This is a genomic window from Kitasatospora sp. NPDC032757 (genome assembly GCF_055579305.1).
In genome coordinates this window covers 625,085-637,630 of record NZ_JBVINN010000001.1, presented here as the reverse complement: position 1 = coordinate 637,630, position 12,546 = coordinate 625,085, and the positions used below count along the sequence as shown (strand labels likewise).

The window sequence follows — 12,546 nt, the reverse complement described above, 5'->3', positions numbered from 1 at the left end:
TTCTCCGCGCGGCGCTGCCCGGACCAGTGGTACGACATGTGAAATGTCACACACCACTATGATGTCACCGCAGAACAGGACCCCTGGAGGCGAAGTGATCGAGGACCCGCGGACCGCCGAACCGCCGGCGCCGCTGCCCGGTACGGACCAGCTGTTCACCCTGGATCCCGGCGCGGCCCACCTCAACCACGGCTCCTACGGCACGGTGCCCGTCCCCGTGCAGCAGGAGCAGGAACGGCTCCGGGCCGAGCAGGAGCGCGACCCCGACGGCTTCTTCGCGGACCTGCCCCGGCGGGTCGGCGCCGCCCGCACCGCGCTCGCCGCCGAGCTGGGCACCGACCCGGCCCGGCTCGCCCTGGTCGCCAACGTCACCGAGGCCGTCGCGGTGGCCCTGGACAGCGTCCCGCTGGCGCCCGGCGACCGGATCCTGGTCACCGACCACGGCTACGGCGCCGTCACCCGGGCCGTCCACCGGCGCGCCGGGGAGGCCGGCGCCGAGGTCCACACCGTACGGCTGCCGCTGGACACCCCGGACGAGGACGCCGTCCGCGACGCCGTCCTCGCCGCCGTCACCGGCCGCACGGTGCTCGCCGTGCTCGACCAGCTCAGCTCGCCGACCGCCCGCCGGATCGCCGGCCCGGGCCTGCTCGCCGCCCTGCGCGCACGCGGCGTCACCACCGTGGTGGACGGCGCCCACGCCCCCGGCATGCTGCCCGAGCCGGTCGAACCGGACGCCGACTTCTGGTTCGGCAACCTGCACAAGTGGGCCTTCGCCCCGCGCGCCACCGGTGTCCTCGCCGTCCGCCCCGAGTGGACCGGGAAGGTCCGCCCGCTGGCCCTCTCCTGGGAGCACCACCGCGGCTTCCCGGCCAGCGTCGAATGGCGCGGCACCTACGACTACACGCCCTGGCTGGCCGCCCCGGCCGGGTTCGGCCTGCTGCGCGAGCTCGGCGCCGGGCAGGTGCGCCGGCACAACGAGGCGCTCGCCGCCCACGGCGGGGCGGTGCTGGCCGACCGCCTCGGCCTGGAACCGCTGCCGGCCACCGCGGGCGTGGCGATGCGCGCGCTGCGCCTGCCCCCGGGGCGGGGCGAGGGCGACGAGGCGGCGGTGGCGGTGATGACGGAGCTGTGGCGGTGCCACGCCGTGCGGACGGTGGTGCGCCCCTGGCCGGGCGGCGGGGTGCTGCGGATCAGCGCGCAGCTGTACAACCGGCCGCACGAGTACGGGAGGCTGGCGGCGGGCCTGGCGGAGCTGCTCTCGCGACGGGGGTGAGGGCGGTCACTCGGAGGCGGCGCGCAGTTCGGCGAGCAGCACGTTCCGGTCGTCGATCAGCCCGGTGAGGATCCGCCGGGCCGTCCTGAGGAGGTCGGCGACCTCGGTGCCGGCCAGGGCGTAGACCACCGTGCTGCCCTCGCGGCTGGCGGTGACGATGCCGGACCGGCGCAGGACGGCGAGCTGTTGGGAGAGGCTGGACGGTTCGATCTCCAGCTCGGCCAGCAGGTCCCGGACGGGCGTCGGTCCGGCCTGAAGCAGCTCCAGGACCCGGATCCGGACCGGGTGGCCGAGCATCCGGAAGAACTCGGCCTTGGCCTGGTACAGCGCGACCCCCACGGCGCCCCCTTCTCTGGTGACCGGTCCGTTCAGATCTCCAGTGCGACCTCGATCCGCTTCAGCTGGTGCCGGGCCATCGCCAGGTTGGCGCGGCCGCGGTTGAGCGCGAGGAAGAGGAAGAGGCCCCGGCCGTTCGGCATGGTGAGCGGCCGGAGCAGGTGGTACTGGCTGGTCAGGCTGACCAGGATGTCCTCGATCTCGTTGTCGTGGAGGTTGAGCAGCTCCATGGCCCGCATCTTGGCCCGGACCACGTCGGTGTTGCCGGCGGCGGCGACGTTGAGGTCCAGCTCGCCGCCGTCGCCGAGGGTGCCGAGCGCCATGCCGCTGCCGTAGTCGACCAGGGCGATGCCGATCGCACCGTCGATGGCCATGGCCTCCTTGAGCGAGGTCTCCAGATTCGCCATCGTCTTCTCCTCCTGTAACCGGGGGACTCCCGTGAGTGGTGGCTGTCGAAGCGAATGTAGGGAGGCGGGGCCTGACTTCACTGCAGATGACCGAAGACGTTCGAATCCGTACGCCGAGTGACCACTTCGCAGCTACTTGAAGACATTTGCAACTATGGATGTGAGAGAGAACTGATCCGGGCCCGTGGAAAAACGGTGCTATCGATGTCAGTCCTCCCGGGTAACCTCTCGCTGAGATGCGAGATCACACCAACCACACCCGGACGGCGATGAACACCCCTCTGCCCGAGCACCCCGAAGACCGGGAGCTCAACCCCGCCGAGGCGTACGCGGCCTTCCGCCGCCGGGCCAAGGAGCAGGCCACGGCCCTGTACGGCTTCCAGCAGCTCTACGACTTCCCGCTGGACGACTTCCAGCTGGAGGCCTGCCAGGCCCTGGAGGCCGGCGAAGGCGTCCTGGTCGCCGCGCCCACCGGCTCCGGCAAGACGATCGTCGGCGAGTTCGCCGTCCACCTCGCCCTCCAGGGCGGGCGGAAGTGCTTCTACACGACGCCGATCAAGGCGCTCTCCAACCAGAAGTACGGGGACCTGGTCAAGCGCTACGGCGCCGCCAAGGTCGGCCTGCTCACCGGCGACAACACGGTCAACGGCGACGCGCCCGTGGTGGTGATGACCACCGAGGTGCTGCGCAACATGCTCTACGCGGGCTCGAGCACCCTGAACGGCCTCGGCTACGTGGTCATGGACGAGGTGCACTACCTCGCCGACCGCTTCCGCGGCGCAGTCTGGGAGGAGGTCATCATCCACCTCCCCGAGTCCGTCACCCTGGTCTCGCTCTCCGCCACCGTCTCCAACGCCGAGGAGTTCGGCGACTGGCTGGACACCGTGCGCGGCGGCACCCGCGTGATCGTCTCCGAGAACCGCCCCGTGCCGCTCTGGCAGCACGTGATGGCCGGCAACCGGATGTACGACCTGTTCGCCAACCCGGACCGCGACGGCCGCCCCAAGGACGCCCCGCGCAACCCGGCCAAGGCGGTCAACCCCGAGCTGGTCCGCCTCGCCCGCTCCGAGCTGGACCGCAACCCGCGAGACAAGTTCGGCCGCGGCCGCGGCCGCTCCATGCCCAACGGCCGCCCCGGCCGGGTCTGGACGCCGGGCCGCGTCGACGTCATCGACCGCCTCGACGCCGAGGGCCTGCTCCCCGCGATCACCTTCATCTTCAGCCGGGCCGGCTGCGAGGCCGCCGTCCAGCAGTGCCTCTCCTCCGGCCTGCGGCTCAACAAGGAGGAGGACCGCGCCCGAGTGCGCGACATCGTCCAGGAGCGCTGCGCCGACATCCCCGACGAGGACCTGCACGTCCTCGGCTACTTCGAGTGGCTGGACGGGCTGGAGCGAGGCATCGCCGCCCACCACGCGGGGATGCTGCCCCGGTTCAAGGAGGTGGTCGAGGAGCTCTTCGTGAAGGGCCTGGTCAAGGCCGTCTTCGCGACCGAGACCCTGGCGCTCGGCATCAACATGCCCGCCCGCTCGGTGGTCATGGAGAAGCTCGTCAAGTGGAACGGCGAGCAGCACGCCGACATCACCCCCGGCGAGTACACCCAGCTCACCGGCCGGGCCGGGCGGCGCGGCATCGACATCGAGGGCCACGCCGTGGTGCTCTGGCAGCGCGGCCTCGACCCGGAGGCGCTGGCCGGCCTGGCCGGCACCCGCACCTACCCGCTGAAGTCCTCGTTCCGGCCGTCCTACAACATGGCCGTCAACCTGGTCTCCCAGTTCGGCCGGCACCGCTCCCGCGAACTGCTGGAGACGTCGTTCGCGCAGTTCCAGGCGGACCGCTCGGTGGTCGGCATCGCCCGCCAGGTCCAGCGCAACGAGGAGGGGCTGGAGGGCTACCGCGAGTCGATGACCTGCCACCTCGGCGACTTCGACGAGTACATGAACCTGCGCCGCGAGCTCAAGGACCGCGAGAACGAGCTCGCCCGCGAGGGCAGCAGCCAGCGCCGGGCCGCCGCCGTCGAGTCCATCGAGCAGCTCAAGCCGGGCGACGTCATCCACGTCCCCACCGGCAAGTTCGCCGGCCTCGCCCTCGTCCTCGACCCGGGCCTGCCGCCGGTCAGCCGCAACGGCCGGGGCGCCACCCGCCACCCGGACTTCCAGGACGGCCCGCGCCCGGTGGTGCTCACCGCCGAGCGGCAGGTCAAGCGGCTCGCGATGATCGACTTCCCGCACCCGGTCGCCGCCATCGAGCGGCTGCGCATCCCCAAGTCCTTCAACCCGCGCAGCCCGCAGTCCCGCCGCGACCTCGCCTCCGCGCTGCGCACCAAGGCCGGCCACCTGGAGCCCGAGCGGTTCCGCAAGGGCCGGGCGGCCGCCGCCGACGACCCCGAGATCACCCGGCTGCGCGCCACCCTGCGCCAGCACCCCTGCCACGGCTGCGACGAGCGCGAGGACCACGCCCGCTGGTCCGAGCGCTACCACCGGCTGCACCGCGACACCGAGCAGCTGGAGCGCCGGATGCGCTCCCGCACCCACACCATCGCCCGCACCTTCGACCGGGTCTGCGGCCTGCTCACCGACCTCGGCTACCTGAGCGGCGACACCGTCACCGCCGACGGCAAGCGGCTCGGCCGGCTCTACGGCGAGCTGGACCTCCTCGCCTCCGAGTGCATCCGCGAAGGCGTCTGGAGCGGCCTGGCCGCCGCCGAACTGGCCGCCTGCGCCTCGGCGCTGGTCTACGAGGCCCGGCAGTCCGACGACGCCGCCGCCCCCCGGGTGCCCGAGGGCGCCGCCAAGGAGGCGCTCGGCCAGATGGTCCGGATCTGGGGCCATCTCGACGCCCTGGAGGAGCAGCACCGGATCAACACCGCCGAGGGCGTCGGCCAGCGCGAGCCCGACCTCGGTTTCGCCTGGGCCGCCTACCGCTGGGCGCTCGGCCACGGCCTGGACCAGGTGCTGCGCGACGCCGACATGCCGGCCGGCGACTTCGTCCGCTGGACGAAGCAGCTGATCGACGTGCTCGGCCAGATCCAGGACGCCGCCGGCGAGGACGCCGAGCTGCGCAAAACCGCCCGCAAGGCGGTGGAGGGGCTCCGCCGCGGCATCATCGCCTACTCCTCGGTGGGCTGAGCCTCTGACAGGGCCTGGCCCTGAGGACGGAAGGGCCCGCCCGGGATCGCCCGGGCGGGCCCTTCGGTGTACGCGCCTCAGCCGGCGAGGACGGCCAGCACCCGCTCCAGCGAAGTGCCGAGACCCCAGCGGGTGGAGAGCTCCTCCAGGGTCATCGGGTCCAGCGGCTCGTGCGGCAGTGCCGGGTCGAACGCCGGCATCGGCGCGTCGGAGGCGACCCGGACCACCGTCGGCGCCACGTCCAGGTAGGCCGCGCCCTCGACGATGTTGCGCCGGCGGGCCGGGGTGAGCCGGGAGCCGACCTCCAGCGCGGCGGCCCGGATCGCGGCGAGGTCCCCGTACTCGTTGATCAGCTGGGCCGCCGTCTTCTCGCCGATGCCCTTGACGCCGGGCAGGCCGTCGCTCGGGTCCCCGCGCAGGGCGGCCATGTCGGCGTACTGGGCGCCGCGCACGCCGTACTTCTCCAGCAGCAGCGCGTCGTCGGTGACCTGGAGGTTCCCCATGCCCTTGACGGGGTAGAGCACGGTGATCCCGCGGGCGTCGTCGACCAGCTGGAAGAGGTCGCGGTCGCCGGTGACGATCTGCACCGGGCCCTTCGCCCGCGCGGTGAGGGTGCCGATCACGTCGTCCGCCTCGTAGCCGGGGGAGCCGACCCGGGCGATGCCGAGCGCGTCCAGCACCTGCTCGATCACCGGCACCTGCGGGGCCAGCGTGTCCGGCACCTCCTCCTCGCCGTCCTCGGCAGCCTCGGCCACCCGGTGCGTCTTGTAGGAGGGGACGAGGTCCACCCGCCACTGCGGGCGCCAGTCGGCGTCCATGCAGGCGACCAACTGGTCGGGCCGGTGGTCCTGGACCAGCCGGGCGATGAAGTCCAGCAGGCCCCGGACGGCGTTGACCGGCTCGCCCTGCGGGGAACGCAGGGAGTCCGGCACGCCGTAGTAGGCCCGGAAGTACAGGCTGGCGGAGTCGAGCAGCATCAGTCGCGGTGCGGTCACCCTCCGATCATGCCGTACCGGGCCGACAGCCGGGCGCCGCACCGGGCGGTGCTGTGCCGGGCCCGGTGCTGTGCCGGGCCCGGCGTGCGTGCCGGGGCTCAGTGCTCGTGCGGACCGGCGCGGTGGACCGGACCGTGTGCGTCGGCGCAGTGCTCGGGGGAGAGGTCGCCCCGGGCGGTGATCTGGAGCAGCGCACCCGCCTCGTCCTCGCCGACGTGGTCGACCTGGAGCGTGCTGTGGGTGATCCCGTACTCGCCGGCCAGCCGGCGCTGGAGCTCGCGGCGGACGGCGTGGCAGTCGCCGCCCGGGGTGACCAGGATGTGCGCCGACAGCGCCGGCTGCCCGGACGTGATCTCCCAGATGTGCAGGTCGTGGATCTCCTCGACCAGCGGCTGGGCGACCAACCGGTCCGCGACGGCGTCCGGGTCGATGCCGGCCGGGGCGGCCTCCAGGAAGATCCGCCCGGAGTCCCGGACGAGGCCGATGCCGGCCTTCAGCATCAGCGCCACGACGATCAGCGAGGCGATCGCGTCGGCCTGGACGAAGCCGGTGGTCAGCATGATCACGCCGGCGACGGCGGTGGCGATGAACGCGTACAGGTCGGTGACCACGTGCTGGAACGCGCCCTCGACGTTGAGCGAGCTGCGGTTGGCCTTGGACATGCACCAGGCGGCGGCCAGGTTGACCACGATCCCCGCCAGGGCGGTGACCAGCACCAGCGAGCCGGTCACCTCCGGCGGGTCGAGCAGCCGGCCGATCGCCTCGTAGCCGAGCCAGGCCGACAGCACCAGCAGAGTGACGCCGTTGGCCTGCGCGGAGAGGATCTCGGCCCGCTTGAGCCCGTAGGTGTACCCGCCGCGGGCGGGCCGGGCGGCCAGCCGCATCGCGACCAGGGCGAGGACGATCGAGGCGGCGTCGGTGAGCATGTGCGCGGCGTCGGAGATCAGCGCCAGCGACTGGGCGGCGAAGCCGATCACGACCTCGCCGGCCATGAACACCACGATCAGCGCGAGCGCGCTCACCAGCCAGCGGCGGTCGGCGTCGGCGGCTACGCCGTGCGAGTGGCCGCCGTGGCCGTGGCCACCGCCCCGGTGGGAGTGCGTGTGGTCATGCGCATGATCATCGCGCGAGTGCTCGTGCCCGGCCATCGAAGTCCTCTCCTGGACATACGGGGGTGGGGGCAGGGGCGCAACCGCCCTGCACCCGAAGTGAACCGCAGATCGAACGAAGATCCAAAGGCTGCACTGGAAGCCGTTGTCATTGCCGCGCGGTAACCCCCGTCCGGTATCGTCGCGCCGCCACGGAGCAGGGGAGACGCAGCATGGAACGGACCGGACCGGTCGGCCTGGGGGTGATCGCCGGAGAGTGGGCCCGGATCGGGGTGCTCGGCTTCGGCGGGCCGCCCGCGCACATCCTGCTGCTGCGCCGGCTCTGTGTGGAGCGGCGCGGGTGGCTGGAGCCGGACGAGTTCGAGGACGGCATCGCGGCCGCCAACCTGCTCCCCGGCCCGGCCTCCACCCAGCTGGCGATCCTCACCGCGTGGCGGCTGCGCGGCACGCCAGGAGCGCTGGTCGGCGGCGCCTGCTTCATCGCCCCCGGGCTGGTGATGATCCTCGCCCTCTCGGTGCTCTTCCTGGCCGGCGACCCGCCGACCTGGGTGCTCGGCGCCGCGGCGGGCGCCGGTGCGGCCGTCCCGGCGGTCGCGGTGCAGGCCGCCACCACACTGGTCCCCGGCAGCTTCACCCGGGCCGGACGGGGGCGGGCCGCCCGTGCCCGCTGGACGGGGTACGCGCTGGCGGGCGCGGCCGCCGCGATCCTCACCGGGCCGTGGCTGGTGCTGGTGGTGATCGCCGCCGGGCTGGCCGAGATCGCCGTCCGCGCCGGTACGGACGGCCGCGACCAGGGCCGGAACCAGGACCGGGATCGGCGCCGGGGCCAGGGCAAGGGCCGGGGCCACCGGCAGCGCGGTATGGCGGCTGCAGTCCTGCCCGCCCTGCCCGCGCTCGGCGGGCTCGGCGCACTGGCCTGGGTGGCGTTCAAGGTGGGTGCGCTCTCCTACGGGGGCGGCTTCGTGATCATCCCGCTGATGCAGGACGACGCGGTCCACCGCTACCACTGGATGACGGACGGACAGTTCCTCAACGCCGTCGCCCTCGGCCAGGTCACCCCCGGCCCGGTCGTGCACACCGTCGCGGTCGTCGGCTACGCGGCCGCCGGGGTGGGCGGCGGGCTGCTGGCGGCGGCCGTCGCCTTCGCGCCGTCGTTCCTCTTCGTGATCCTCGGTGGCCGGCACTTCGACCGGCTCCGGGCCGACCGGCGGGTGCAGGACTTCCTCACCGGCGCCGGGCCCGCCGTGATCGGCGCCATCGCCGGCTCGGCGGTGCCGCTCGCCGCCGCGCTCGGGTACGGCTGGCAGTGGGGGGTGCTGGCGGCCGCGCTGCTCTGGCTGGCCGTCGCCCGCCGGGGCGTGGTGCCCGCCCTGCTCGCGGCCGGCGCGGCCGGGGTGCTCGCCACCCTGGCGGGCCTGCCGCCGGCCTGACCCCGCCGGCCGCCCTCGCCGGCGCCCCGCCGGCCGGGGGCCGCCCCGCCGACCGGGCCGGACCGACCCCGTCACCGCCTGAGCGGCACCGCGCCGCGCCGCCGTCGCCCGCCGGCACGCGACGCCCCCGCCGGGGGCACCGGGACCCCCGCGGCGGAAGGCCGCCGCGACCCCGTCAGCCCAGCGCGACCGCGCCGACCGCCTCCAGCGGCACCGTGCGGGCCGCCGTCGCCGCCCGGACGAGGGCCTGCATCACCCGCAGGTCCTCGCCCTGTTCGGGGTGCCACTGCACACCCAGCGTGAACCCCGGCCCCTCCAGCGCCTCCACGGTGCCGTCGGGCGCGTGCGCGCTCACCCGCAGGCCGTCGCCGAGCCGGTCGACGGCCTGGTGGTGGAAGGTCGGCACGGTGAGTTCGCTCTCCGGCAGCAGCCCGCCGAGGAGCGTGCCGGGCACCGGCCGGACCTTGTGCTCGCCGTACCTGCCGGGCGAGCCGGCATGGACGTCCGGGCAGACCACGTCCGGCAGGTGCTGGACGAGCGTGCCGCCGCAGACCACGTTCAGCACCTGCATGCCCCGGCAGATCCCCAGCAGCGGCATGCCGGCCGCCAGCGCCGCCCGGAGCAGCGCCGACTCCCAGACGTCGCGCTCCGGCGAGTCCACGTCGGTCAGGGGGTGCCGCGGCTGCCCGTAGTACGCGGGGTCGATGTCCGGCCCGCCCGCGATGACGAGGGCGTCCAGCCGGGCGAGCACCTCCGGCGCGCGATCGGGGGCGTCCGGCGGCAGCAGCACCGCGACCCCGCCCGAGTGCCGTACGTACGCGGTGTACCGCTCGGGCACCAGCGCCACCCGGCGGTCCCGCCAGTCGCTCCAACTCGCGTCCACCAGATAGGTGCTGACGCCGATGAAAGGCCTGCGATCCATGGCGCGCATTCTCCTCCCGTCACTCCTGATAACCCGTCAATCCGTACTCTCGGCGCGCCACACCCGCCCGCCCTCTTCCGCCCCGTCCGTGGCAGGCCGTACGGTTCGCTGTGACCGCACGCTCTCGCTGAGTGATCGAACAGGAGGTTTCCCGCATGCCCGACAACGCTGCCGAGGGCGCGCCCCGGCGCGCGCCGCTCACCCTGGAGGAGCTGCGCACGCTGGTCGACGCCGGCGAGATCCACACCGTCGCGCTCGCCTTCACCGACATGCAGGGCCGGTTGCAGGGCAAGCGCTTCGCCGCCCGGTTCTTCCTCGACGAGGTCGCCGAGCACGGCGCCGAGGCCTGCGACTACCTGCTCGCCGTCGACGTCGACCTCAACACCGTCGACGGCTACGCCCTCTCCTCCTGGGAGACCGGCTACGGCGACTTCGCGATGCGCCCCGACCTCTCCACCCTCCGGCTCACCCCGTGGCAGCCCGGCACCGCACAGGCCACCGCCGACCTCGCCCGCCACGGCGGCCGCCCGGTCGACGCCGCGCCGCGGCAGCTGCTGCGCCGCCAGATCGAGCGGCTGGCCGAGTACGGGCTGGCCGCCGACATCGGCACGGAGCTGGAGTTCCTGGTCTTCCGCGACACCTACGAGCAGGCCTGGCTGGGCGGCTACCGCGGCCTGACCCCGGCCAACCAGTACAACGTCGACTACTCCATGCTCGGCACGGCGCGGGTCGAGCCGCTGCTCTCCCGGATCCGGGTCGAGATGGCCGGCGCCGGCCTCGTCGTGGAGTCCGCCAAGGGCGAGGCCAACCTCGGCCAGCACGAGATCGCCTTCCGCCACGCCGACGCCCTCACCACCTGCGACCAGCACAGCGTCTACAAGACGGGCGCCAAGGAGATCGCCGCCCAACAGGGCTGCGCGCTCACCTTCATGGCCAAGTACAACGAGCGCGAGGGCAACAGCTGCCACATCCACCTCTCGCTGCGCGACCTGCGGGACTCCTCGGCCGGCCCGGGCGGCACCCCGGCCTTCGCCGACCGCGACGGGCGGATGACGGACACCATGCGGCACTTCCTCGCCGGGCAGCTCACCGCGCTGCGCGAGTTCAGCCTGCTCTACGCGCCCAACATCAACTCCTACAAGCGGTACCGCCCCGGCTCGTTCGCTCCGACCGCCGTCGCCTGGGGCCGGGACAACCGCACCTGCGCGTACCGGGTGGTGGGGCGCGGTCCGGGCCTGCGGATGGAGAACCGCGTGCCCGGCGGCGACGTCAACCCGTACCTCGCGGTGGCCGGAATGATCGCCGCAGGCCTGCACGGCCTCGAGCAGAAGCTCGACCTGCCCGCGCCCTGCCTCGGCAACGCCTACTCCGTCGACGACTACGCCCGGGTGCCCGGCTCCCTGCGCGAGGCCGCCGACCTCTGGGCGGAGAGCGAGCTGGCCCGGGACGCCTTCGGCCCCGACGTGGCCGAGCACTACCTGCACATGGCCCGGGTCGAGCAGGCCGCGTACGACGGCGCCGTCACCGACTGGGAGCGCTACCGATCCTTCGAGCGGATGTGAGCACGTGAACCCGACCGGCAGCGGCGAGCCCGCCACCAGCACCGTCCGCAACCCCGCCACCGGCGAGCCGATCGCCGACGTCCCCGACACCACCCCCGAGCGGCTCGACGCCGCCGTCCAGCGGGCGGTCAAGGCCCAGCAGGGCTGGGCCGCCCTCGCCCCCGGCGAACGGGCCCGGCTGCTGCGGCGGTTCGCCGACCAGGTCGACGCGCACGTGCACGAGCTGGCCACCCTGGAGGTGACCGAGGCCGGCCACACCGTCGGCAACGCCCGCTGGGAGGCGGGCAACGTCCGCGACCTGCTGGAGTACGCCGCCGGGGGAGTGGAACGGCTGACCGGCCGGCAGATCCCGGTGGCCGGCGGCCTGGACGTCACCTTCCACGAACCGGTCGGCGTGGTGGGCGTGATCGCCCCGTGGAACTTCCCGATGCCGGTCGCCGCCTGGGGCTTCGCCCCCGCCCTCGCGGCGGGCAACGCGGTACTCCTCAAACCCGCCGAGGCCACCCCGCTCACCGCCCTGCGGCTGGCCGAACTCGCCCTCGCCGCAGGGCTGCCCGAAGGCCTGTTCCAGGTCGTCCCCGGCGCCGGCGGCACCACCGGCCGGGCCCTGGTCGACCACCCCGCCGTCCGCAAGATCGTCTTCACCGGCTCCACCGTCGTCGGCAAGGAGGTGGCCGCCCGCTGCGCCGCCCGCGCCAAGCGGGTCACCCTCGAACTCGGCGGCAAGAGCCCCAACATCGTCTTCGCCGACGCCGACCTCGCCCGCGCCGCCGACCCGATGTCCTTCCTCGACAACAGCGGCCAGGACTGCTGCGCCCGCAGCCGGATCCTGGTCCAGCGCGAGGCCTACGACGACTTCCTGGCCCACCTGCTGCCCGCCGTCGAGGCCGTCCGCACCGGCGATCCGGCCGATCCCCGGACCGAGCTCGGCCCGCTGATCTCCGCCGCCCAGGTCCGCCGGGTCGCCTCCTACGCCACCCCCGACCTGCCGGTGCTGGCCCGCGGCACGGTGCCCGACGGGCCCGGCTTCTGGTACCCGCCGACGGTGCTGGCGCCCGCGGAGCCCGACGCCCCGGTCGCCACCGAGGAGATCTTCGGCCCGGTCGCCGTGGTGCTGCCCTTCGACGGCGAGGCGGACGCCCTGCGCCTGGCCAACGCCACCCGCTACGGCCTCTCCGGCTCCATCTGGACCCGCGACCTCGGCCGGGCGCTGCGGCTGGCCCGGGGCGTCGCGGCGGGCAACCTGTCGGTCAACTCGCACTCCTCGGTGCGGTACTGGACGCCGTTCGGGGGCTTCGGCGAGTCCGGCATCGGCCGCGAGCTGGGGCCGGACGCGCTGAGGCACTTCACCGAGACCAAGAACGTCTTCATCCAGAGCGAGGAGTAG

The 12,546-nt window shown here is 73.9% G+C and carries 10 protein-coding genes; 5 read left to right on the top strand and 5 right to left on the bottom strand.

Going from position 1 to position 12,546, the window contains the following annotated elements; translation table 11 throughout:
- Positions 1-94 precede the first annotated feature (94 nt).
- Positions 95-1,273 (top strand): aminotransferase class V-fold PLP-dependent enzyme, encoded by a 1,179-nt coding sequence (locus ACZ5WK_RS02870; protein WP_465544235.1) that lies wholly within the window; start codon positions 95-97, stop codon positions 1,271-1,273.
- 6 nt (positions 1,274-1,279) lie between these two features.
- Here ACZ5WK_RS02870 and ACZ5WK_RS02865 read toward each other — a convergent pair whose 3' ends face one another.
- Positions 1,280-1,612: an ArsR/SmtB family transcription factor gene (locus ACZ5WK_RS02865; protein ID WP_465544233.1), complete on the bottom strand. Its 333-nt coding sequence runs from the start codon at positions 1,610-1,612 to the stop codon at positions 1,280-1,282.
- A gap of 29 nt (positions 1,613-1,641) precedes the next feature.
- The gene (locus tag ACZ5WK_RS02860; protein WP_396321763.1) at positions 1,642-2,016 is read right to left on the bottom strand and encodes a hypothetical protein; all 375 of its coding nucleotides are present in this window, start codon (positions 2,014-2,016) and stop codon (positions 1,642-1,644) included.
- A 269-nt stretch (positions 2,017-2,285) separates the two neighbouring features.
- Between ACZ5WK_RS02860 and ACZ5WK_RS02855 the strand changes: the two genes are divergently transcribed.
- Entirely contained in the window at positions 2,286-5,141 is a 2,856-nt protein-coding gene (locus ACZ5WK_RS02855; RefSeq protein WP_465544361.1) for a DEAD/DEAH box helicase, read from the top strand.
- A 77-nt stretch (positions 5,142-5,218) separates the two neighbouring features.
- Here ACZ5WK_RS02855 and ACZ5WK_RS02850 read toward each other — a convergent pair whose 3' ends face one another.
- A complete protein-coding gene (locus ACZ5WK_RS02850) occupies positions 5,219-6,118 on the bottom strand; it encodes a 5'-3' exonuclease (RefSeq protein ID WP_396321820.1) in 900 nt (299 codons plus the stop codon).
- 116 nt (positions 6,119-6,234) lie between these two features.
- A complete protein-coding gene (locus tag ACZ5WK_RS02845; protein WP_465544230.1) occupies positions 6,235-7,284 on the bottom strand; it encodes a cation diffusion facilitator family transporter in 1,050 nt (349 codons plus the stop codon).
- A gap of 173 nt (positions 7,285-7,457) precedes the next feature.
- Between ACZ5WK_RS02845 and chrA the strand changes: the two genes are divergently transcribed.
- The gene (chrA, locus tag ACZ5WK_RS02840) at positions 7,458-8,675 is read left to right on the top strand and encodes a chromate efflux transporter (protein WP_465544227.1); all 1,218 of its coding nucleotides are present in this window, start codon (positions 7,458-7,460) and stop codon (positions 8,673-8,675) included.
- Positions 8,676-8,850: 175 nt separating this feature from the next.
- Here chrA and ACZ5WK_RS02835 read toward each other — a convergent pair whose 3' ends face one another.
- Positions 8,851-9,597: a gamma-glutamyl-gamma-aminobutyrate hydrolase family protein gene (locus ACZ5WK_RS02835; RefSeq protein ID WP_465544226.1), complete on the bottom strand. Its 747-nt coding sequence runs from the start codon at positions 9,595-9,597 to the stop codon at positions 8,851-8,853.
- Between the two features lie 155 nt (positions 9,598-9,752).
- Between ACZ5WK_RS02835 and ACZ5WK_RS02830 the strand changes: the two genes are divergently transcribed.
- Together ACZ5WK_RS02830 and ACZ5WK_RS02825 are read left to right on the top strand one after the other, a co-directional pair.
- A complete protein-coding gene (locus tag ACZ5WK_RS02830) occupies positions 9,753-11,159 on the top strand; it encodes a glutamine synthetase family protein (protein ID WP_465544225.1) in 1,407 nt (468 codons plus the stop codon).
- A gap of 4 nt (positions 11,160-11,163) precedes the next feature.
- Positions 11,164-12,546, top strand: a complete 1,383-nt coding sequence (locus ACZ5WK_RS02825) for an aldehyde dehydrogenase family protein (RefSeq protein ID WP_465544223.1) — start codon at positions 11,164-11,166, stop codon at positions 12,544-12,546.

Coding starts and splice junctions, on each gene's coding strand:
- ACZ5WK_RS02850 (WP_396321820.1), bottom strand. CDS start 6,118: ATGCTGCTCGACTCCGCCAGCCTGTACTTCCGGGCCTACTACGGCGTG.
- ACZ5WK_RS02845 (WP_465544230.1), bottom strand. CDS start 7,284: ATGGCCGGGCACGAGCACTCGCGCGATGATCATGCGCATGACCACACG.
- ACZ5WK_RS02830 (WP_465544225.1), top strand. CDS start 9,753: ATGCCCGACAACGCTGCCGAGGGCGCGCCCCGGCGCGCGCCGCTCACC.
- chrA (WP_465544227.1), top strand. CDS start 7,458: ATGGAACGGACCGGACCGGTCGGCCTGGGGGTGATCGCCGGAGAGTGG.
- ACZ5WK_RS02835 (WP_465544226.1), bottom strand. CDS start 9,597: ATGGATCGCAGGCCTTTCATCGGCGTCAGCACCTATCTGGTGGACGCG.
- ACZ5WK_RS02855 (WP_465544361.1), top strand. CDS start 2,286: ATGAACACCCCTCTGCCCGAGCACCCCGAAGACCGGGAGCTCAACCCC.
- ACZ5WK_RS02860 (WP_396321763.1), bottom strand. CDS start 2,016: ATGGCGAATCTGGAGACCTCGCTCAAGGAGGCCATGGCCATCGACGGT.